At 72.2% G+C, this 20,858-nt stretch carries 18 protein-coding genes; 12 read left to right on the forward strand and 6 right to left on the reverse strand.

Annotated features, from left to right (window positions below; translation table 11 throughout):
• Positions 1-4: 4 nt before the first annotated feature.
• The 5 genes from MWM45_RS05365 (at position 5) to MWM45_RS05385 (ending at position 5,234) form a co-directional block, all read left to right on the forward strand.
• Positions 5-1,243: a glycine C-acetyltransferase gene (locus tag MWM45_RS05365; RefSeq protein WP_247828561.1), complete on the forward strand. Its 1,239-nt coding sequence runs from the start codon at positions 5-7 to the stop codon at positions 1,241-1,243.
• A 65-nt stretch (positions 1,244-1,308) separates the two neighbouring features.
• Positions 1,309-2,406, forward strand: coding sequence for an NAD(P)/FAD-dependent oxidoreductase (locus MWM45_RS05370; protein ID WP_247828562.1), 1,098 nt, complete (start codon positions 1,309-1,311; stop codon positions 2,404-2,406).
• Positions 2,407-2,549: 143 nt separating this feature from the next.
• Positions 2,550-3,524 carry a cation diffusion facilitator family transporter gene (locus MWM45_RS05375; protein ID WP_247828563.1) on the forward strand — a complete coding sequence of 325 codons (975 nt, stop codon included), beginning with the start codon at positions 2,550-2,552 and terminating at the stop codon, positions 3,522-3,524.
• Positions 3,525-3,548: 24 nt separating this feature from the next.
• Positions 3,549-4,031, forward strand: a complete 483-nt coding sequence (locus tag MWM45_RS05380; RefSeq protein ID WP_104168343.1) for a cation:proton antiporter regulatory subunit — start codon at positions 3,549-3,551, stop codon at positions 4,029-4,031.
• A 9-nt stretch (positions 4,032-4,040) separates the two neighbouring features.
• The gene (locus MWM45_RS05385) at positions 4,041-5,234 is read left to right on the forward strand and encodes a cation:proton antiporter (protein WP_247828564.1); all 1,194 of its coding nucleotides are present in this window, start codon (positions 4,041-4,043) and stop codon (positions 5,232-5,234) included.
• Positions 5,235-5,258: 24 nt separating this feature from the next.
• Here MWM45_RS05385 and MWM45_RS05390 read toward each other — a convergent pair whose 3' ends face one another.
• A complete protein-coding gene (locus MWM45_RS05390; RefSeq protein WP_247828565.1) occupies positions 5,259-6,104 on the reverse strand; it encodes a siderophore-interacting protein in 846 nt (281 codons plus the stop codon).
• A gap of 47 nt (positions 6,105-6,151) precedes the next feature.
• Positions 6,152-7,729 carry a histidine ammonia-lyase gene (hutH, locus tag MWM45_RS05395; RefSeq protein WP_247828566.1) on the reverse strand — a complete coding sequence of 526 codons (1,578 nt, stop codon included), beginning with the start codon at positions 7,727-7,729 and terminating at the stop codon, positions 6,152-6,154.
• A 101-nt stretch (positions 7,730-7,830) separates the two neighbouring features.
• On the opposite strand from hutH, the gene MWM45_RS05400 reads away from it, so the two are divergent.
• The 7 genes from MWM45_RS05400 to ykgO are packed head-to-tail and all read left to right on the forward strand — an operon-like array spanning position 7,831 to position 15,367.
• A complete protein-coding gene (locus MWM45_RS05400; protein WP_247828567.1) occupies positions 7,831-8,520 on the forward strand; it encodes an IclR family transcriptional regulator in 690 nt (229 codons plus the stop codon).
• Positions 8,517-10,193, forward strand: coding sequence for a urocanate hydratase (gene hutU, locus MWM45_RS05405; protein WP_247828568.1), 1,677 nt, complete (start codon positions 8,517-8,519; stop codon positions 10,191-10,193). Before MWM45_RS05400 ends, hutU begins: the two co-directional genes overlap by 4 nt.
• Positions 10,194-10,222: 29 nt before the next feature.
• Positions 10,223-11,440: an allantoate amidohydrolase gene (locus MWM45_RS05410; RefSeq protein WP_247828569.1), complete on the forward strand. Its 1,218-nt coding sequence runs from the start codon at positions 10,223-10,225 to the stop codon at positions 11,438-11,440.
• Positions 11,437-12,903, forward strand: coding sequence for a formimidoylglutamate deiminase (locus MWM45_RS05415; protein ID WP_247828570.1), 1,467 nt, complete (start codon positions 11,437-11,439; stop codon positions 12,901-12,903). Before MWM45_RS05410 ends, MWM45_RS05415 begins: the two co-directional genes overlap by 4 nt.
• Positions 12,903-14,105, forward strand: a complete 1,203-nt coding sequence (hutI, locus tag MWM45_RS05420) for an imidazolonepropionase (RefSeq protein ID WP_247828571.1) — start codon at positions 12,903-12,905, stop codon at positions 14,103-14,105. Before MWM45_RS05415 ends, hutI begins: the two co-directional genes overlap by 1 nt.
• A gap of 60 nt (positions 14,106-14,165) precedes the next feature.
• Positions 14,166-15,248, forward strand: a complete 1,083-nt coding sequence (locus MWM45_RS05425) for a GTP-binding protein (RefSeq protein ID WP_247828572.1) — start codon at positions 14,166-14,168, stop codon at positions 15,246-15,248.
• Positions 15,245-15,367 carry a type B 50S ribosomal protein L36 gene (gene ykgO, locus MWM45_RS05430; RefSeq protein WP_011693081.1) on the forward strand — a complete coding sequence of 41 codons (123 nt, stop codon included), beginning with the start codon at positions 15,245-15,247 and terminating at the stop codon, positions 15,365-15,367. Before MWM45_RS05425 ends, ykgO begins: the two co-directional genes overlap by 4 nt.
• Before the next feature lie 551 nt (positions 15,368-15,918).
• Here the strand turns inward: ykgO and MWM45_RS05435 are convergent.
• From MWM45_RS05435 to MWM45_RS05450, 4 genes are all read right to left on the reverse strand, one after another.
• Entirely contained in the window at positions 15,919-16,128 is a 210-nt protein-coding gene (locus tag MWM45_RS05435; protein WP_247828573.1) for an ArsR/SmtB family transcription factor, read from the reverse strand.
• Between the two features lie 81 nt (positions 16,129-16,209).
• Complete coding sequence (locus MWM45_RS05440; protein ID WP_418909757.1) at positions 16,210-17,919, reverse strand: ABC transporter permease subunit; 1,710 nt, start codon at positions 17,917-17,919, stop codon at positions 16,210-16,212.
• 80 nt (positions 17,920-17,999) lie between these two features.
• The gene (locus MWM45_RS05445) at positions 18,000-19,526 is read right to left on the reverse strand and encodes an ABC transporter substrate-binding protein (protein ID WP_247828575.1); all 1,527 of its coding nucleotides are present in this window, start codon (positions 19,524-19,526) and stop codon (positions 18,000-18,002) included.
• Positions 19,523-20,836 (reverse strand): MFS transporter, encoded by a 1,314-nt coding sequence (locus MWM45_RS05450; protein ID WP_247828576.1) that lies wholly within the window; start codon positions 20,834-20,836, stop codon positions 19,523-19,525. Before MWM45_RS05450 ends, MWM45_RS05445 begins: the two co-directional genes overlap by 4 nt.
• Positions 20,837-20,858 lie beyond the last annotated feature (22 nt).

Raw genomic sequence — 20,858 nt, forward strand, 5'->3', positions numbered from 1 at the left:
CACCATGTATTCAGCAGTCCGCGACCAGCTCGCCACCGAACTCGACGAGATCCGCCAGGCAGGCCTGTTCAAGCACGAGCGCCGCATCTCCTCACCGCAGTCCAGCCACATCACGGCCGGCGCGCTGGGGGCCGGTGACGCCAGGGTCCTGAACTTCTGCGCCAACAACTACCTCGGCCTCGCCGACCACCCGGACATCATCGCCGCGGCCAAGACGGCCCTGGACGAGCGCGGCTTCGGCATGGCGTCCGTCCGCTTCATCTGCGGCACCCAGGACCTCCACCTCGAGCTCGAACGCCGCGTCGCGCGGTTCCTCGGCACCGAGGACACCATCCTGTTCTCCTCCTGCTTCGACGCGAACGGCGGCGTGTTCGAATCGCTCCTCGGAGCGGAGGACGCCGTCATCTCCGACGCGCTGAACCACGCGTCCATCATCGACGGCATCCGCCTGTCCAAGGTGCAGCGCTTCCGCTACGCCAACCGCGACATGGCCGACCTCGAGGCGAAGCTGCAGCAGGCCTCGGGGGCCCGACGCCGCCTGGTCGTCACCGACGGCGTCTTCTCCATGGACGGCTACCTGGCACCGCTCGAGGCGATCTGCGACCTCGCCGAGCGCTACGACGCGATGGTCATGGTCGACGACTCGCACGCCGTCGGGTTCATGGGCGCCACCGGCGCCGGCACGCCCGAGCACGCCGGGGTCGCCGACCGGGTGGACATCTTCACGGGCACCTTCGGCAAGGCGCTCGGCGGGGCATCCGGCGGCTACGTGGCCGCACGCGCCGAGATCGTCGCCCTCCTGCGCCAGCGCGCCCGCCCCTATCTCTTCTCGAACTCGCTCGCGCCGTCGATCGTCGCCGCGACCCTCACGGCCCTCGACCTCGTGCAGAACAGCACCGACCTGCGGTCCACGCTGACCACCAATGCCGCGCTGTTCCGCCGCCGCATGACGGAGGAGGGCTTCGACCTGCTCGTGGGGGAGCACGCCATCGTGCCGGTCATGTTCGGCGACGCCGTCCTCGCGGCCCGCACGGCCGACGCCATGCTCGCGCAGGGCGTCTTCGTGACGGCCTTCAGCTACCCCGTGGTCCCGAAGGGTGCCGCCCGGATCCGCGTGCAGCTCTCGGCAGCGCACACCGCGGAGGACATCGAGGCCTGCGTCCGGGCGTTCGTCGCCGCCCGCGCCGAGGTGGCCGGGAGCCCGGCCGCCGTCGACGGCGCCCCGGGCGCGCACGTGGGCTGACAGCCGACGGAAGAGGGTAGGGAGCGGAGGCGCAGGCAGGGGGAGGGCGCGCCTAGGATGACGGGATGAGCTCCCTCGAGTGCGACGTCCTGATCATCGGCGGCGGGATCGCCGGCCTCTCGCTGGCCTCCGCGCTGGCCCCGTTCTCCAGCGTGGTCCTCGTGGAGGCCGAGCCGACCCTCGGGTACCACACCTCCTCCCGCTCCGCGCGGCAACTCATCCCGAGCTACGGCCCCGAACCCGTCCTGGACCTGACCCGGCGCACGCTCGAGCTGCTGGGCGGCGTGCAGTCCTCCACGGGACTTCCCCTGACCGTGCCGCGGTCCTTCCTCCTCGTCGGATCCGAGGCCGACGTCGATGCGCGGGCCGGCGCCGCGATGCACCGGATCTCCCACGCCGAGGCCCTCGACCTCTGCCCGCAGCTGCGCCCCGAGGCCTTCGCGGCCGCCGCCATCGACACGGACTGCGTGGGCACGGACACGGACCTGCTGCTCGAATACCACCGGCGGAGCGCGAGCGACGACGGCGTCATCATCCTCACCGGGGCGCAGGTCACCGAGGCCCGCTACGACGGCTCCCTGTGGAACGTCCGCGCCGGGTATCGCCCGATCACCGCGGAGGTCGTGGTCGACGCCGCGGGAGCCTGGGCCGACGGCGTGGCGACACTGTGCGGCGTCGCGCCCCAGGGGCTCGTGCCGCTCCGACGGACCGCGGCGATCGTCGCGGCGGGCAACGCGCCGCAGGCCGGATCCCCGATGGTCGCGGCCGCCGACGGCTCCTTCTACTACCGCCCGGACGCCGACGGCGTCCTCATCTCGCCCGCCGAATCGGAGCCGGCGGAGGCGGGGGACCCCCAACCGCACCCGGGCGACATCGAGCGCCTCATCGAGCGGCTCGGAACCGTGACGACCCTCGGGGTCACGGCCGTCCACCGGTCCTGGACGGGCCTGCGGACCCAGCGGGAGTCCAGCGTGCCGGTCGTCGGGTTCGACCCCGGCCACCCCGGGTTCTTCTGGCTCGCGGGGCAGGGCGGGTACGGGTTCCAGACGTCGTCGGGCATCGCCGAGCTGGCCGCCGTCCTCCTCACCGGCGCCGATCCGGCCGATCTCGGGGCCGACCCGCACCGCGTGCTCGCGGCGGCCGCCGCGCTCCGTCCTGCCTGAGGGCACAATACGCTCCGGCCACGGGCGGTCCGCATGTCCGTACAGTGGGGAACGGAGGCGGTCCCGGGGCACGACGCCGGCAGCCGGCCCCCTCTCCGTCGGGACACCCCGGCGGACGCGGGGCAGAAGGAACGGAACGGACCATGTCGGCAAGCGGAGGCAACAAGGCGATCATCGCGGCCCTCGCCGCGAACCTCACGATCGCCGCACTGAAGTTCGTGGCCTTCGCGCTCACGAGGTCGTCGTCCATGCTCGCCGAGGGCATCCACTCCGTGGCGGACTCCGGGAACCAGGTCCTGCTGCTCGTCGGAGGCAAGCGCGCCAAGCGGCAGGCCAGCCCCGAGCACCCCTTCGGCTACGGCCGCGAGCGGTACATCTACGCGTTCATCGTCTCGATCGTGCTCTTCAGCGTCGGCGGCCTCTTCGCGCTGTACGAGGCGTACCACAAGGCCCTGGACCCGCACCCCATCGAGGGCTCCTTCTGGTGGGTCCCGCTCGCCGTCCTCATCGGCGCCATGGTCGCCGAGTCCTTCTCGCTCCGCACGGCCGTCAGGGAGTCCAACCACGTCCGCGGGGGCATGAGCTGGGTGCGCTTCGTCCGTACCGCCAAATCGCCGGAGCTGCCGGTCATCCTCCTCGAGGACCTCGGCGCCCTCCTGGGCCTCACGTTCGCCCTGTTCGGCGTCTCGATGACGCTGCTCACCGACAACGGCCTGTGGGACGCGGTGGGCACGGCGATGATCGGCCTGCTCCTCGTGGCCATCGCAGCCGTCCTCGCGGTGGAGACCAAGAGCCTGCTCCTCGGGGAGAGCGCCTCCGCCCCCCACGTCGCGAAGATCGAGGAAGCCATCGGCGGCGACGGCTCCACCCGGATCATCCACCTGAAGACCCTGCACCTCGGCCCGGACGAGATGCTCGTCGCAGCCAAGATCTCGGTGGGGAGCCAGGAGAGCGGCGCGCAGATCGCGGTGGCCATCGACGCCGCCGAGCAGCGCATCCGGGCGGCCGTCCCGATCGCCCGGCTCATCTATCTGGAGCCCGATCTGTACACGCCGGAGGACGCCTCGACGCCCTCAGCGAACGGCAGCACCACGGGCGCCCTGCCCGCCGGCGAGTAGGGCGCGCGGGTCTAGGATGATCGCATGAACGTCATCGAAACGCGCCTTCCCGGCATCGGGGTGCGGCGCGAGATCGTCACCGGGTCCGGCCGGAGGGTCGGCATCGTCGCGCAGCGCGACGGTGAGCTCGACCTCATCATCTCCAAGGCCAACGACCCCGATGCCTGCGTCGCCTCCATCCCGCTGACCCCGGACGAGGCGGCGACGATCGGCAGCCTCCTCGGGTCCCGGCAGCTCGTCGCCCAGCTGACGGAGGAGCACCGGGACCTCCCCGGGGTCTCGACGCGCCAGTTCTACATCGACCACGGATCGCCCTTCGACGGCCGCACCCTCGGCGACACCAGGATGCGGTCGCGCTCCGGCGCATCCCTCGTCGCCGTGCTCCGCTCCGGCCAGGTCCAGGCCTCACCCGCCCCCGACTTCACGCTCGCCGGCGGCGATCTGCTGGTGGTGGTGGGGACCTCGGAGGGCCTGGACACCGCAGCGGACATCCTGCGCAACGGCTGATCGCCGCCTATGCACACGACCGCCCTCACCCTGATCGAACTCGGCGCGATTCTCCTGTTCCTCGGGGTCCTCGGGCGGCTTGCGGGCCGGATCGGCCTCTCGCCCATCCCCCTGTACCTCCTGGGCGGCCTGTTCTTCGGGCAGGGTGGCTTCCTCGAGCTCGAAGGTCTCATCGACTTCAGCGAGGTGGCCAGTGAGATCGGCGTCGTCCTGCTCCTGCTGCTGCTCGGCCTGGAGTACACGGCCAAGGAACTCGTCACCGGGATGCGCCAGTCCTGGATGGCGGGGATCGTCGACCTCGCCCTGAACTTCACCCCGGGCGCCCTGGTCGCGGTCATCCTGGGCTGGGGGCCGGTTGCGGCCCTCGTGATGGGCGGCGTCACGTACATCTCCTCCTCGGGGATCGCCGCGAAGGTCATGAGCGATCTCGGCCGTCTCGGCAACCGGGAGACCCCCACGGTCCTCGCGATCCTCGTCTTCGAGGACCTCGCGATGGCCGTCTACCTGCCGGTCCTCACCGCGGTGCTGGCGGGGCTCAGCTTCGCCGGCGGACTCGGCACGGTCGGGGTCTCCCTCCTCGTCGTCACCCTCGTGCTCGTCGTCGCGCTGCGCTGGGGGAATGCGGTCTCGGCCATCGTCGACAGCAAGGACCGCGAGGTCTTCCTCCTGACGCTCATCGGGGCGGCCCTGCTCGTCGCGGGGCTGGCCTCCGCCCTGCAGGTCTCGGCCGCCGTGGGGGCGTTCCTCCTCGGCATCGCGATCTCCGGCGCGACGGCGGAGAACGCCGCGCGCCTCCTCGAACCGCTGCGGGACCTGTTCGCCGCCATCTTCTTCGTGGTCTTCGGGCTCAACACCGACCCGGCGTCGATCCCGCCGGTGCTCGGTGTCGCGCTGCTCCTCGCGCTCGTCACGACGGCGACGAAGATCGCCACGGGCTGGTGGGCCGCCCGCCGCCAGGGCATCGGACGCCTCGGCCGGGCCCGCGCCGGCACGGCCCTCGTGGCGCGCGGGGAGTTCTCGATCGTGATCGCCGGTCTCGCGGTGAGCTCCGGCGCGGTGATCCCGGAGATCGCCGCCCTCGCGACGACGTACGTGCTGATCATGGCCGTGCTCGGGCCCGTGCTGGCGCGGATCGCCGAGCCCGCGATGGGACTCCTGGAGCGGTTCCCGGGGCGGGGCCCCCGCACCGTGCCGGTCGCCTGAGGCGCAGGCGGCGGGCGTCCCGGATCAGTCGTCGAGGATCCTGCCGATGGGTTCCCGCTTCTCCGCCTGGAAGGTGTCCTCCTCGCGGCCGTACGCCCAGTAACCGGAGAGCGAGACCTGCGAGCGGGCGAGCCCCTTCTCCCTGAACAGGATGTCCCGCAGGGCCTTCATGGCGCCGCGCTCCCCGTGCACGAAGGCATCGACGCGCCCCTCGGGCCACGGCCCGGCGGCAACGGCGTCGGCGAGCAGCGTCGTCGTGCCCGGCTCCCGGCCGTCCCGCGTCAGCCAGTGCAGTTCCACGCCTGCGGGGGCCGCGAGCGGGAGCGCATCGGCGGCGGTGTCCACCTCGAGGTAGGCATGCCCGACGGCGGCCGGGTGCAGGGCCTCGAGGCCTGCGGCGATCGCGGGGAGCGCGGAGTCGTCCCCGGCGAAGAGGTGCCAGTCGGCGTCAGGGTCCGGTGACCATTTTCCGGAGGGGCCCATGAGCACCAGGACGTCACCGGGGGAGGCCTGCGCCGCCCATGGGCCGGCGATGCCCGAGGCGCCGTGCACCACGAAGTCGATGGCCAGGCGTTCCGCCGCGGCGTCGAGCCACCGGACGGTGTAGGTCCGCTTCACGGGGCGGTCGCCGGCGGGCAGCTCGTGCTTGAGTGCCGCCAGGTCGTAGGGCGGGGTCAGGCCCAGATGGGGTTTGGCGAACAGCAGCTTGGCGTACCTGTCCGTCGCGTCGCAGTCCTGCAGGTCCCGGAAGCCCGGTCCGCCCGCCACGACCCGCACCAGGTGCGGGCTCAGCCACTGCGTCTCGAGCACGGTGAGGACCGCCTGGGGGCGCGGGGGTCTGGCGGAGGGCACGGTGACGGGGGAGGACATGGAGCGGTACTTCTTTCTCGGGGGTGGTCAGCCCACCCTAACAAGCCCTACTGGAGGGACCCCGGGAGTGCCTGGCGGGCCGCGGCGAGCAGGGCGCCGTCGTCCACCAGCCGTCGCGCGGCCTCGATCTCCGGGGCCAGGTAGCGGTCGGTGCCGGGACCCTCGACGTCCCGCCGGAGCCGGGCCCGGACGGCGCCGATCGGCGCGGAACTGCTCGGCCCGACGGCGGTCCCGCCGTCGCGCATGTCCAGGGCGCGCGCCGCGGTGAGGAGCTCGATCGCGAGGACGCGCGTCAGGCCGTCGACGGCCCGGCGCAGCTTCAGGCCCGCCGCCCAGCCCATGGAGACGTGGTCCTCCTGCATGGCCGAGGAGGGGATGGAGTCCACGGACGCCGGGGCGGCGAGGCGCTTGAGCTCGGACACGATCCCGGCCTGCGTGTACTGCGCGATCATGTGGCCGGAGTCGACGCCGGGATCGTGGGCGAGGAAGGCGTTGAGCCCGTGGCTGCGGGACGTGTCGAGGAAGCGGTCCGTGCGGCGCTCGCTCATGGAGGCGACGTCCGCGACGGCGATCGCGAGGAAGTCCAGCACGTAGCCCACGGGCGCCCCGTGGAAGTTGCCGTTGGACTCGATCCGGCCGTCGGGGGTGATGACCGGGTTGTCGATCGCCGACGCCAGCTCGATCGCCGCCACCGATTCCGCGTGGGCGAGGGTGGCGCGGGCGGCACCGTGGACCTGGGGCGCGCAGCGCAGGGAGTAGGCGTCCTGGACACGCGTGAAGCGGTGCCGCCCGGTCTCGGACGTGACCTGGTCGGCCAGCAGCGGGGACCCGGCCAGCAGGGCGCGGATGTTCGCGGCGGACACCAGCTGGCCCGGGTGCGGGCGCAGGGCGTGGAGGTCCTCGGCGAACACGGCGTCCGTGCCCAGCAGCCCCTCGACGCTCATGGCCGCCGCGAGGTCCGCCGTCGTGAGGAGCCGGTGCAGGTCCGCGGCGGCGAGGACGAGCATCCCGAGCATCCCGTCCGTGCCGTTGATGAGTGCCAGCCCCTCCTTCTCGCGGAGCTCGACCGGGGTGATGCCGGCCGCCGCGAGCGCCTCGGCTGCCGCCACCAGGCGCCCGGCGCCGTCCCGGACCTCGCCCTCGCCCATCAGCGCCAGGGCCACGTGGGAGAGCGGCGCGAGATCACCGGAGCAGCCCAGCGAGCCGTACTCGCCGATGACGGGTGTGATGCCGGCGTTCAGCAGGGCGGCGTAGGTGGAGGCCACCAGCGGGCGGACCCCGGTCCGGCCCGTGGCGAGCGTGGAGAGGCGCCCCAGCATCAGTCCGCGCACCACCTCGCGGTCCACCTCGGTCCCGGAGGACGCGGCGTGGCTGCGGATGAGGCTGCGCTGCAGCTGCGTGCGCTGGTCCAGCGGGATGTGCCGGGTGGCCAGGGCGCCGAACCCGGTCGAGACCCCGTAGTGCGGCGTGCCGTCGTCCACGAGCGCGTCGACCACCGCGCGGGACCGGGTCATCGCGGCGAGGGACGCGGGCGCCAGGTCCACGTGGGCGCCGCCCCGCGCCACCGCGACGACGTCGGCGGGGGACAGCGGGCCCGGGCCCACGATCACGGTCTGCTGGTCCACGCTGCGCCTCGGTTCCCGCGGCTCCCGCCGCTCTTGCCATGGAGTGAAAAGAGAGTTTCAATAAGTGAAATACAGGTCGACCGCGAAAGCAAGGAGGGGCCATGGCCGAATCGTCCACCCGCACCGTCGAGCGGGCCCTCGTGCTGCTCGGGGCGGTCTGCGGCGCCGGATCGCTGACGCTCGCGGACGCGGCCCGGGAGGCCGACCTGTCGGCGTCGACGGCGCTGCGGCTCCTGCGCACCCTCGAGGGCACGGGCTTCGTCCGCCGGGACGCCCTCGGCGCCTACCGGCCCGGTCTCCGCGTGGTGCAGCTCGGCGCGCAGGCCCTCGGCCACGAGTCGCTGGTCTCCCTCGCGGAGCCCGCGCTTGAACGCCTCGTGGAGCGGACCGGCGAGTCGGCCTACCTCAGCGTCCCCTCGCACGACGGCGAGGGCGTCTACCTCGCCATGCGCGAGGGCACCCACTCCGTGCGCCACGCCAGCTGGGTGGGGCGCAGCATCCCGCTCGCGCACACCGCCGTCGGCGCGGTGCTCACGGGCGGGCCCCCGGACGGCGGCTTCGTCGTGGTGCGCGACGGCGTCGAGGCGGATGTCACGGCCATCGCCGCACCGCTCTCGCCGGGCGGCCGGACGGTCGCTGCGCTCAGCGTCGTGATCCCCAGCTACCGCATCACCGAGGCGGAGGCCCACCGCATCGGCTCGCTCGTGGCACAGGAGGCCGCGGCCCTCCTGGCGGAGCCCGGTGCGGGCGCCGTCCCGGTGCCCGAGGACCTGACAGGAGAACCGGCATGACCACCCCCACCTCCGCGACCCACGATCCCTCCCGGTCCATCCGGGCCGCGCGCGGCACGCACCTGACCGCGAAGAGCTGGCAGACCGAGGCACCGCTGCGGATGCTCATGAACAACCTCGACCCGGAGGTCGCCGAACGGCCCGAGGACCTCGTGGTGTACGGCGGGACCGGCCGGGCGGCCCGCAGCTGGGACGCCTACGACGCCATCGTCCGCACCCTCACCACGCTCGAGGACGACGAGACGCTGCTCGTGCAGTCCGGCAAGCCCGTCGGGGTCTTCCGCACCCATCCGTGGGCGCCGCGCGTGCTGCTCGCGAACTCCAACCTGGTGGGGGACTGGGCCACGTGGCCGGAGTTCCGGCGCCTCGAGGCGGAGGGCCTCATGATGTACGGGCAGATGACCGCGGGCTCCTGGATCTACATCGGCACGCAGGGCATCCTCCAGGGCACCTTCGAGACGTTCGCAGCGATCGCCCGCAAACGGTTCGGCGGCACCCTCGCCGGCACCCTCACCCTGACCGGGGGCTGCGGCGGCATGGGCGGCGCCCAGCCCCTCGCCGTCACGCTCAACGGCGGGGCCGTCCTCATCGTCGACGTCAGCGAGGCGCGCCTGCGCCGCCGCGTCGCGAAACGCTACCTGGACACCGTCGCGGACACGCTCGACGACGCCGTGGCACAGGTCCTCGCCGCGAAGCGCGGGCGGCGGGCACTGTCCGTGGGCGTCGTCGGCAACGCGGCCACCGTGTTCCCTGAGCTGCTCCGGCGCGGGCTCGACGTCGACATCGTCACCGACCAGACCTCCGCCCACGACCCGCTCAGCTACCTGCCCGAGGGGATCGCCGTCGACGAGTGGGAGCGGGAGGCCGCCGCGGACCCGGACGGCTTCACGAAGAAGGCCCAGGCGTCCATGGCCCTGCACGTCGAGGCGATGGTCGGCTTCCTCGACGCCGGAGCGGAGGTCTTCGACTACGGCAACTCGATCCGCGACGAGGCCAGGAAGGGCGGCTACGGCCGGGCGTTCGACGTGCCGGGGTTCGTCCCCGCCTACATCAGGCCCCTGTTCTGCGAGGGGCTCGGCCCGTTCCGCTGGGTGGCGCTCTCGGGGGACCCGGCGGACATCGCCGTCACGGACGCCGCGCTCAAGGAGCTGTTCCCGGACAACGGGCACCTGCACCGCTGGCTCGACGCCGCCGCCGAGCACGTGGAGTTCGAGGGCCTGCCCGCCCGGATCTGCTGGCTCGGCTACGGCGACCGCGCGAAGGCCGGCCTGCTCCTCAACCGGCTCGTCGCCGAGGGGAAGGTCTCGGCGCCGATCGTCATCGGCCGCGACCACCTCGACTCCGGGTCCGTCGCCTCGCCCTACCGGGAGACCGAGGCCATGGCGGACGGCTCCGACGCCGTCGCCGACTGGCCGCTGCTGAACGCCCTGCTGAACACCGCCTCCGGGGCCACCTGGGTGTCCATCCACCACGGCGGCGGCGTGGGGATCGGCCGCTCCATCCACGCCGGACAGGTCTCCGTGGCCGACGGCACGGACCTCGCGGCGCAGAAGCTCGAGCGGCTCCTCACCAACGATCCCGGGACGGGCGTGATGCGCCACGTCGACGCCGGGTACGGGCGCGCCCGCGAGGTCGCGGCGGAGCGCGGGGTGCGCATCCCCATGCAATCCTGAAGACCCGCCCCCGACCGGAAGGTACCCCCGTGCAGACCGTCTCCTCAGTCCTCGACTCCATCAGCGACGTCGGCCGCGACACCGCCCGCGGGGGCTACTCGCGCGGCGTCCACACGCCCGCCGAGTCCTCGCTGCGCGAATGGTTCTCCGCCGAGGCAGAGAACCGCGGGCTGGCCGTGGAGACGGACCGCAACGGCATCCTCTGGGCGTGGTGGGACGCCACGGACAGCCGGGACGGCGCACTCGTCACCGGCAGCCACCTCGACTCCGTGCCCGGCGGCGGGGCCTACGACGGGCCGCTCGGCGTCGCCTCCGCGCTCGTGGCCGTCGACCTGCTGCGCGAGCGTGGGGTGAACCCGCAGCGCTCCCTCGCGATCGCCGTGTTCCCCGAGGAGGAGGGCTCCCGATTCGGGGTCTCCTGCCTCGGCTCCCGTCTGCTCACCGGCACGCTCGATCCCGACCACGTCCGATCCCTGACGGACACCGACGGCACCACCTTCGCCGAGGCCTCCCGGGCCGCGGGCATCGACCCGTCTCACCTGGGCCGCGACGAGGAGGCGATCCGGCGCATCGGGGACTTCGTGGAACTCCACGTCGAACAGGGGCGTGGACTGATCGACCTCGACTCCGCGGTGGCCATCGGCTCCACGATGCTGGGCCACGGGCGCTGGCGCCTGTCCATCACCGGCCAGGGCAACCACGCCGGCACCACGCTCATGGCCGACCGCGCCGACCCCCTGGTCGCCGCCGCCCAGGTGGTCCTCGCCGTCCGGAAGGCCGCCGCGGAACAGGACGGCGCCCGCGCGACGGTCGGCCGGCTGCAGCCCGTACCGGGCGGGACGAACGTCATCGCCTCCCGCGTGGACCTGTGGCTGGACGTCCGCCACGAGGAGGACGCCCTGACGGCCGCCCTCATCGAGAGGATCCACGGCCAGGCCCAGAAGATCTGTGCCTTCGAGGGCTGCAGGGCCACCCTCACCGAGGAGTCGCGCAGCGGCACCGTCCACTTCGACGGCGCCCTGCAGCGCACCCTCGGCCAGTCGCTCCGCCGGTCCTTCCCCGGCACCCCCACCCTGCCCACCGGCGCCGGGCACGACGCCGGCATCCTCGGCGCCATCGCGCCCACCGCCATGCTCTTCGTCCGGAACCCCACCGGCATCAGCCACTCGCCCGAGGAGTTCGTGGAACGCGACGACGCCGACGCCGGGGCCACCGCGCTCGCGGACGTCCTCGACGACCTGCTGTGACCGGCCCTCTCACCGACCAGGCCGTGAACGCCGTCTGGTGCGAGCACGCGTGGCTGGAGGCCGAGGGCATCGCGGACGCGGTGCGGATCGAGGCGGACGCCGACGGGCTGGTGGTCGGCGTGCTGCCCGGCGTCCGCGCGCGGGAGGGCGACGTCGTCCTCCGTGGCGTGGCGTTCCCCGCCGCCGCCAACGCGCATTCGCATGCGTTCCACCGTGCGCTGCGCGGGCGCACCCATGGCACGGTGGGCGGCGGGACCTTCTGGACGTGGCGGGAGACGATGTACCGGGCGGCGGACGCCCTCACGCCCGCGCTGTACGAGGAGCTCGCCACCGCGGTGTACGCCGAGATGGTGGTGGCGGGATGGACGAGCGTCGCCGAGTTCCACTACGTCCACCACCGCCCCGACGGCACGCCGTACGGGCAGGGGGCCGACAGCCACGACCACGACGACGGGCCGCACGCCATGGAGCTGGCCCTCGCCCGGGCAGCCGTGCGGGCCGGGATCCGCCTGACGCTGCTCGATACGTGCTACCTCGCCGGCGGCTTCGGGACACCCCTCGGAGCACGCCAGCGACGCTTCTCCGACGGGACCGCGGAGCGGTGGCTCGCACGGCTCGGTTCCCTGCGCACCGCGATCTCCTCGCGCCACCCCGCGCACCGGGTCACGGTCGGGGCAGCCCTCCACTCCGTCCGCGCGGTGCCGGAGCAGGATCTCGCCGTGATCGCGCAGCACCTGCCGCCCGGGATCCCCCTGCACGTCCACGTGTCCGAGCAGCCCGCCGAGAACGAGGACTGCGTCCGGGCGACCGGCTGCACCCCGACGGCCCTGCTCCACCGGCACGGGCTCGTGACCGACCGCCTGTCGGCCGTCCACGCCACCCATGTCACCGAACGCGACATCGCCACCCTGGCGGATGCCGGAGCGGTGATCGTGCTCTGCCCCACCACGGAGGCGGACCTCGCCGACGGACTGGGCCCGGCCGGCGATTTCCGGGAGGCCGGAGCGCAGCTCGCCCTCGGCACCGACCAGCACGCCGTCGTCGACCCCTGGCTCGAGATGCGGGCCCTCGAGCACGGCGAGCGCCTGCGCACCGGCCGGCGGGGCCACTTCGACCCGGAGTGGCTGCACGGCATCGCGTCCCTCGGCGGCGCACGATCGCAGGGACGCCCGGGGGCGGGTTTCAGTCCGGGCCTGGCCGCGGATTACATGGCCGTCGATCCGCACACGGCCCGGACCGCCGGATCCTCCTGGGAGCAGCTCGCCTACACGGCGACGGCGCAGGACGTCACGGGCGTCGTCGTCGGCGGAGTCCTGACGGCACGGGACGGCCTCCACTCGACGCTCGGCGACCCCGGGCCCCTGCTGGCCGCCGCCATCGGCCGCCTCGACGCCGCCGCCAACGCGCGGAACGAGCCCGGGAGCCCCGCGGCCCGGTACACGCAGCCCTGGGAGCGGCACTGATGTCCGTCCTCGTCACCAGCATCGGCGAGCTCATGACGCAGGACGCCGAGGGCGGCGTCCTGCGGGACGCCGCCCTGGTCCTCGAGGGGGAGCGGATCAGCTGGATCGGCCCGGCCGGCCGGGCTCCCGCGGCGGACGAGGCGTACGACGCAGGGGGGCGCGCCGGACTGCCCGGCTGGGTCGACAGCCACACGCACCTCGTGTTCGCCGGTGACCGGACCGCCGAGTTCGAGGCCCGGATGGCGGGGGAGGCGTACGCCGCGGGCGGCATCGCGGTCACCGTGGAGGCCACGCGCGCCGCGGGGGACTACGACCTCACGCGGCTCCTGCTGGCCCGCGTCGCCGAGGCCGCCGCGGGCGGCACCACGTACCTCGAGACGAAGACGGGGTACGGGCTCGACGTCGCGCAGGAGGCGCGCGGTGCCCGGATCGCGGCAGGCGTGGTGGACGAGGTCACCTTCCTCGGCGCGCACCTCGTGCCGGCGGCGGAGGACGCCGAGGACTACACGGACCTCGTGTGCGGGCCGATGCTCGACGCCGTCCGCCCGTACGTGCGCTGGGCCGACGTCTTCTGCGAGACCGGCGCCTTCACCCCCGACCAGTCACGCCGCGTCCTCGCGGCCTGCGCCGCCGCGGGCCTCGGCCTGCGCGTGCACGGGAACCAGCTCGGCCCCGGCGCCGGCGTGGCGCTCGCCGTCGCATTCGGCGCCGCCAGCGTCGACCACGTGAACCACCTCTCGGACGACGACGTCGACGCGCTCGCGGGCACGTGGTCGGGAACCGACGCCGACGATGCGCCCGGTACCGTCGCCACCTGCCTGCCGGCCTGCGACCTCTCGACGCGCCAGCCGTTCGCTCCCGCGCGGCGGCTGCTCGACGCCGGGGCCCGGATCGCCCTGGCGAGCAACTGCAATCCCGGCACCTCCTACACGAGCTCCATGGCCTTCTGCGTCGCCACCGCCGTGCTGCAGATGGGGCTGACCGTCCACGAGGCGGTCCGTGCCGCCACGTACGGCGGAGCCCTGGCGTTGCGGCGCCACACGGGACGCGACGCCGACGGCCTCCGCGCCGTCGGATCCCTCGCCGTCGGGCACCGCGCGGACCTGCAGCTGCTGAACGCGCCGTCGGCCACGCACCTGGCCTATCGGCCCGGGATGCCCCTCGTGCACGCGGTCTGGCGGGCGGGGGTGCGCGTCCGGTAGGAGGGGTGGGAAGCGACTCCTCCACTTTGTATATGAGAATGATTCTCATATAGTGGGGGCATGCATCTCATCCTTGTCACCTCCCTCGATGGGCTCAGCCGCAACAGCGCGGCGTTCTCCCTGGCAGGACGCTCCTCGGGCACGCCTGTCGTCCTGCACGATCTGCTCGACGGCGGGGTGGTGGTGCGCCGCGTGCATGGTGCGGACCGGCTCGTCGAGCGGGAGTCGATGGTCGTGGAGCACGACTGCCTGAGCTGCACGGTGCGGTTCGACCTTGCGCCGACGCTCCTGCGACTGGCCGAGGACGGTGCCGCCCGTGCAATCGTGGGCCTGCCCCCGGGGACGACCGCCGAGGATGCGATCGAGGGCCTTCGCGCGGTGGCCTCACGGACCTTCACCGTGGACACGGTTGCCCTGGCAGTGCGTCCGGAGGACCTGGAGGACCAGCTGTGGGACCATCACACGCTCTTCGAATCCGGCTACACGGCGGTGCCGGAGGACTCCCGCACGCCCGGTGAATTCCTCATCGGGGAGTTCCTCTTCGCCGATACCGTCCTCACCACCACGAGTGATCTCCTGCCGAGCGATCCGACCCTGTGGGATCGCGGCCTGCACCTCGTCGGCGAACTCGCCCCGCACGCGACGATCGTCCACCCTGGCGGGAACGCGCGGGCCGCCGTGCCGGCGCTAGGCAGGCACGACCGCGCGGAGGCGCATGCCCGCGGCCTCCCCGGGACCATTCTGGCCCCCGCGACGTCGTCGGCCTCGTTCCGCACCGTGGAATACCGGGTTGCCCGACCGCTGCATCCCGAGCACTTCCGCACGGCCCTCGGCTCCATCGCGGAGGGTTGCTGCTTCGTCCGTGGGAACGTCTGGATCGCGGGAGTCGACGCGCGCATCGCGGTGCACGGCGTGGGGCCGCGGATCGCCCTCGGCACCGAAGGGGCCCGGACGGCAGGTTCGCGGCACGGCGAGTGGTGCAGGGGCACGCACCTGGCCCTCACCGGCGACGACCTCGACGACGACGACATCATGACTCTGCTGGACGCCTGTGCGCTCACGGACGAGGAGCTGCGTCTGGCGACGGCGCACCACCCGGGCAGGACGAGCCGGAACACCGATACCGAAGAAGGAGCACCATGAAGGTACGCAACTCCCTCCGCGCCCTCAAGAAGATCCCCGGCGCGCAGATCGTCCGGCGTCGCGGCAGGACGTTCGTCATCAACAAGAAGAATCCCCGCATGAAAGCCCGCCAGGGCTAGGGCCGGTGATCCGGCATGACACGGGGAACCGGCAAGTTGTTCGGAATCGATGAGGTTGACCGGCCGAGGGCACCGCAGGACGCCGCAGAGACCGGCGCGCCCGCCGGTGTCGTCGTTGCCCTCTGTGCGGGTCACCGGTGTGCTGCCCTGACCAGAACGAGCGGTGACGGCGGTCTCGCGGCTGCCGTCGCGCGCTCCTCAGGGGGTGTGTTGATTTCTGCACCGTGCCTGCAGCAGTGCGCGCAAGGAGCCGTTGCCGCCGTCGCGATCCGCACCTCAGGCAGCGACCTGACGGGACCGTCCGTGTGGTTGGGTGGCATCGAAGCTGCCGGACGCCTGCGGACACTCGGTGCTTGGGTGGAGCAGTGGCGACCCATCGCGGGTCAGGACAACGCCCTGCCCACAGACCTCTCCGGTACGGTGCTCGGTATCGGCCCACCGGTCCGCCTGGCGCCGCCGAGCGATCCATAGCCCTCGCCCCTGGATGATGCGCGAAGCATCGAGGACACTGGTCCGATCAGCAACGGTCCTAGCCCATCCTGTCGCTCGCCTCAGTGCTCGTCGTAGTGGTCCTCGTCGAGGTTCATGCTCCGCAGCACCCGCAGGTGCTGCGACACCAGAGGCTGGGACAGCCCGGTTGCCTCCACGAGTGAACCCACAGAGCCCGCACCGCCGGCAAGGGACGTCAGGATCCTCAACCGGGATACCGTGCTGAGCGCCGTGAACAGCTCCGCGACCTTCTCGAGCTGAGCGTCCGTCATACCGATACATCAACACGCATGCATGCGACCAGGCAGGTAGGAAAAGGGGCCCGCGTCCTCTGAACCGGTGGGTCACCGGGGTCAGGCTGCGACGGGTGCGCCGTCCTCGATGGCAGTCCTCTTCCGGCGGCGTGGGGTTGCGGGGAGGGTGAGTCCGGACGTCGAGACGGCCAGGACGGACGCCAGGACCAGGGCTGAGGCTGGAGCGAGAACGGTCCAGGGCGCCCGTTCGACGTAGGCCATGCCTTCGGCGAGCACCAGGCCCCAGTCGGGGCTGGGCGGGTTGGCTCCGAGTCCGAGGAAGCCCAGTGCTGCCAGGGCGAGGGCGGTTCCGGGGAGGCGCAGCATGGCGTGCCGGACCAGGGGTCCGATGATGGGCGGGAGGATGTGCCGGAGCAGGATCCGGGCCCGCCCGACGCCGAGGACCGGCAGGACGGTGACGAAGGGCAGGCTGCGGGCCTGCAGGGTCAGGGCGGAGGTGTGCGCGGCCAGGGGCGCCCAGCTCACCAGGGCGACAGCGAGGGCGGCGCCTCCAATGGATGCGCCGGAGATCGCGGCGACGATGATCCCGGTGATGACGGGCGGGGCGGCGTTGGCGACCTCGAGCGGACCGGTTCCCAGGCGCGGCAGGGAGCCGATCAGGACACCGATCAGCAGGGACACGAGGACGACGACGAGGGCTGTCCCCACGGTGGTCACGGTGCCGTGTCCTACGCGGGCGAGCAGATCGCGGCCGCTGGCATCCGCCCCGAACGGTAGAGCCCAGCTCGGCGACGCGAGCCGCGGGTGAGCTGAGGCGAACGGGTCGCGGAGGACACCTGCGACGGTGATCAGCCCGAGCAGTGTCGCTGCCCCCAGGGGTACGGCGACGTCCCGTCGGTGGAAGACGGGAGGGACGACGGCGACGGGGATCACGCCCAGCCGTCCGGCCGGTCCGAGCAGCGCCTTGCGGATCAGTGCCGCGGCAATGCCGGCCGTGATCGCCAGGACGAGGAGGGCGAGGACTCCGGCCTGCAGCACGGGGATGTCCTGCGACGTGGCGGCACCGAGGGTTGCCCGGCCGATCCCGGGGATGGCGAAGACCCGTTCGACGGCGACCGCCCCGCCGGTGAGCCCGACGACGACCAGGGCCGCCTGGCTGGAGACCGTCGGCAATGCCCGCCGCAGGAGACCGACAGCGACCTGGCGGCGGGTAAAGCCAGCCGACAGCCACGCGGACACCCACTGTTCATCGCCGGCGGAGCTGATGGCGTCGGCCAGAAGTTTGCCCATCAGCCCTCCGGCCGGCAGGCCCAGGGCCAGGGACGGCAGGACCGCGTAGTGCAGTCCCAGCCACCCCGACGGCGGGAACCAGCCCAACCAGACCGCGCCGATGACCAGGAACAGGGAGGCCAGCAGGAAATCGGGCAGGGAGGTCGCCGTCGTCGCGAGAAGCCCGGCCCCTCGCCGCCGCTCACCGCGGGAGCCGCGCAGGAGTGCGGGCAGCGCGAACAACCCGGCAATCAGCAGTGCCATGACACCGGCGCAGATCATGAGCGTCACGGACACAGCCAGGGCTGTAAGGGTTCCTGGCAGAACCGGGGAGGTGGAGATCCAGGATCGGCCGAAGTCCCCGGTGAGGATCCCGGCGAACCAGTCGAGGAAGACCAGGATCGGGCCCCGGTCCAGGCCGAGTTCGGCCCGGACCATCGCCAGCGATTCAGGCGTTGCTTCCAGGTCGGCGTACCGGGCCCGCAGGACCGTGTACTCAGGGCTCTGCCCGGAGAGCCAGGGCAGCATCCCGATCACCATGACGACGGCCAGCAGGGCCCCCGCCCGGGACAGTCCGACCAGGACCGCGCTGGCAGGGAATGCCCTGGTAGGGAACCGCGTCACTGCTCGACGCGGGTGTCGCCGGTCACCAGGGACCGCTCCCGGGGGTCCCGGGCTGCGCCGTCCACACCTGCGGCTTCACCCTGGATGACGCGCTCGTGCAGCATCGGGATCGCCGCGTCCCGGGCGAGGATCTCCGCCTCGGCGGCGATGATCGCCTTCCGCCGTTCGGCGCCCGCCGGGATGGCGGCGGCTTTCTGCAGGGCTTCGTCGACGGCCGGGTCGCAGAACTGCGAGATATTGAAGGACCCTTCGCAGGCGAAGTCGCTGTACATATAGGCCACAGGATCCCCGGAGTCGAGCACCGTGGCCCGGGACAGGATGAACGCGTCGAACGCCCCGTCCAGTGCATCGGCCTCGATGAACTGGTACTCCCTCACGTCCTGCTCGACGACGAAACCGGCCGCTTCGAGCTGCTGCTCGAGATGCACGGCGACCTCGGGAAGTTCCGCACGATCCGTGAACGTGCCCAAGCTGATCCGCACCCCGTCGACAGCTGCCGGCTCGGGCCGATGCTCGAGGATTCCCTGGTAGCCAGCGTCGCGTTCCTCTGCGGCCCACGGCAGGGCGGGCCCGAGGAGTCTTTCGGCGATGTCCGCACGGCCCTCGTACACGTTCGCGACGATCGTCGCCCGATCGATGGCCTCCCGAGCCGCGGCACGCACGGCGGGGTCCGCGAACGGGCCCGATTCCGTGTTCAGGTACAGGGTGTTCGTGCGCGGCATCGGTACCTCGAACACGAGGTCCTCGTCGATCTGCGCGACCTGACTGACCGGGATGGACTCGACGACGTCAGCGGTGCCTGCGCGCAGGGCGGCGGCGCGGGCGGTGCCGTCCGGCACGAACTGGACGTCGATGCCGGACGAGGCAGCGAGTTCACCCCAGTAGTCCTCGTTCCGGTCCAGGGTCGCACTGGAGGTGCCGTCCAGTGCGGTCAGGACGAACGGACCGGTGCCGGTGCCACGCGCATCGACCGTGTCGCCGTCGTAGGCGCCGGCGGCCAGGATGGAGAGCTGGGGGCTGGACATGCGCTGCGGCACGAGCGGGTCCTCGACCGCCGTCGTGACGGTCACCGTCATCTCCTCGGTGGCCGCAGCGGTCAGGTCGACGCCGTCCAGGATCCGCGGGGTGGGTGACGCGCCCGCGGCCGCGGTCAGGGACCGGGCGACGTCCTCGGCGGTCAGCGGGGTGCCGTCGTGGAAGCTCACCCCGTCGCGGACGGTGAACGTCCATTCCGTTGGAGCGGTCTGTTCCCACTCCGACGCCAGGGATGGCTGGGCCTCTCCCAGGTCATCGAGGATGACGAGCGTCTCGGCCGCGGACCAGCGTGAGAGCTTGAAGGCGTCATCGCTGAGCGGGGTGAGGCCCGATCGGGGTGGCTGCATATGAACGATCGAGATACGGCCGTCATCCGTCTCTTCCGTAGCAGCGGTCGACTCGGAAGGCCCGGTCGAGAAGCAGCCCGACAGGGCGAGGCAACTGATGGTCGAGACAGCGACAAGGGCGAGGGAGGGGCGGTGGGTCATGACTGGACCTTCTGATCGGGAACGGATGGAAGAACGGGCGGAAGAACGGGACGTGCAGGACGTCCGGGAGGTGCGGGATGCACGGAGGTGGCGGGGAGGAAGCGGGGAAGCAGTGTCGCGCTGACGAGGGCCAGGAGGATGAGGAGCACCCAACTGCAGGTGCTGCCGAGGGTGTCGCGGAGGACACCGGTCAGGCCGTTGCCCGTCAGCACGGCGATGCCACCGCAGCTGGCGAGGAGGCCGTAGTAGGCGCCCAGTGGCTGGTGGCCTGCGAAGCGGTGGACCTGTCGCATGCCGGCGGGTCCGACGAGCATATGCCCCAGACCGAGAAGGGTGACGAGGGCGACCGGTCCGGTCAGCACGGGGAGCCCTGGCAGAAGATGCAGTCCGGTACGTCCGAGGAGGATGATCGACGCGAATCCTGCCGCGATGCAGATGAAGCCGGTGCGCAGAGCAGCAGTTGGGCCGAGGCGGGTGGCCAGGGCGGACATCGGCAGCTGCAGCGCGATGGTCAGGACCGAGGCAATGGCGAACAGGATGGCCAGCGACCCGACGCCAGAGTCACCCTGGCCGAGTTCGAGCGGGAGGGCGAAGTACAGCTGGTTGTAGGCCAGCAGGTTCACGCCGAACAGTGCGGCAAAGAGAACGAACCGGCGATCCTCCAGACAGGCGAACGCACCGCGCATCCCTGAGGTGTCAGGCTCAGGCTCAGGTTCGCCACCGTTCCCGGTCGAACCGGCGTGGTGTGGCAGGAGGACCCAGAGCGTGGCACCGACGGCAAGGAAGAGGCCCCCGGCCGATGCGGCGACCACCGGGAACCCGAAGGGCAGAAGACCGAGGCCGATGAGGGGCCCGGCAACAGCGCCGATCTCCCCGATCAGCACGAGCCAGGCGAACACATTGTGCGGCGGGGTGCCTTGTCCTCCGCTGTCTGTCGTGGTTGCTGAGGTGCGGGCACGATCGAGTGTGCCGACGAGCCCTTCGATGGCCGGTGAGAAGAAAGCACCGCCAACACCCGTGAGCACGGCGCTGAGCAGGAAGGGCCAGAAGCTGTCGGAGGCCGCGAGCCCGAAGTATCCGGCGGCGCGGATAACGCAGCCGGTGAGGATGCTGCGGCGTGACCCCCAACGGTCGGCGATGACCCCGCCGAGCAGGAACATGCCCTGCTGGCTGAAGGTCCGCGCGCCCAGGACGAGACCGACCGCCGCGGCACCAAGACCGAGGTCCTCGCTCATGACGAGGGCAAGGAAGGGGACGACCGCGTAGAAGCCGATGTTGAACACCAGCTGGGTGGGCAGGAGCAAGGACACCGAGGCGGAGTTCCTCGGAGGA

It is taken from the genome of Arthrobacter antioxidans (genome assembly GCF_023100725.1).
In the GTDB taxonomy this organism is placed as follows: domain Bacteria; phylum Actinomycetota; class Actinomycetes; order Actinomycetales; family Micrococcaceae; genus Arthrobacter_D; species Arthrobacter_D antioxidans.

Bases quoted from the DNA above. Each gene is read 5' to 3' on its own strand.
- MWM45_RS05365 (WP_247828561.1), top strand. From the start codon at position 5: ATGTATTCAGCAGTCCGCGACCAGCTCGCCACCGAACTCGACGAGATC.
- MWM45_RS05370 (WP_247828562.1), top strand. From the start codon at position 1,309: ATGAGCTCCCTCGAGTGCGACGTCCTGATCATCGGCGGCGGGATCGCC.
- MWM45_RS05375 (WP_247828563.1), top strand. From the start codon at position 2,550: ATGTCGGCAAGCGGAGGCAACAAGGCGATCATCGCGGCCCTCGCCGCG.
- MWM45_RS05380 (WP_104168343.1), top strand. From the start codon at position 3,549: ATGAACGTCATCGAAACGCGCCTTCCCGGCATCGGGGTGCGGCGCGAG.
- MWM45_RS05385 (WP_247828564.1), top strand. From the start codon at position 4,041: ATGCACACGACCGCCCTCACCCTGATCGAACTCGGCGCGATTCTCCTG.
- MWM45_RS05390 (WP_247828565.1), bottom strand. From the start codon at position 6,104: ATGTCCTCCCCCGTCACCGTGCCCTCCGCCAGACCCCCGCGCCCCCAG.
- MWM45_RS05400 (WP_247828567.1), top strand. From the start codon at position 7,831: ATGGCCGAATCGTCCACCCGCACCGTCGAGCGGGCCCTCGTGCTGCTC.
- hutU (WP_247828568.1), top strand. From the start codon at position 8,517: ATGACCACCCCCACCTCCGCGACCCACGATCCCTCCCGGTCCATCCGG.
- hutI (WP_247828571.1), top strand. From the start codon at position 12,903: ATGTCCGTCCTCGTCACCAGCATCGGCGAGCTCATGACGCAGGACGCC.
- MWM45_RS05425 (WP_247828572.1), top strand. From the start codon at position 14,166: ATGCATCTCATCCTTGTCACCTCCCTCGATGGGCTCAGCCGCAACAGC.
- ykgO (WP_011693081.1), top strand. From the start codon at position 15,245: ATGAAGGTACGCAACTCCCTCCGCGCCCTCAAGAAGATCCCCGGCGCG.
- MWM45_RS05435 (WP_247828573.1), bottom strand. From the start codon at position 16,128: ATGACGGACGCTCAGCTCGAGAAGGTCGCGGAGCTGTTCACGGCGCTC.
- MWM45_RS05440 (WP_418909757.1), bottom strand. From the start codon at position 17,919: ATGGTGATCGGGATGCTGCCCTGGCTCTCCGGGCAGAGCCCTGAGTAC.
- MWM45_RS05445 (WP_247828575.1), bottom strand. From the start codon at position 19,526: ATGACCCACCGCCCCTCCCTCGCCCTTGTCGCTGTCTCGACCATCAGT.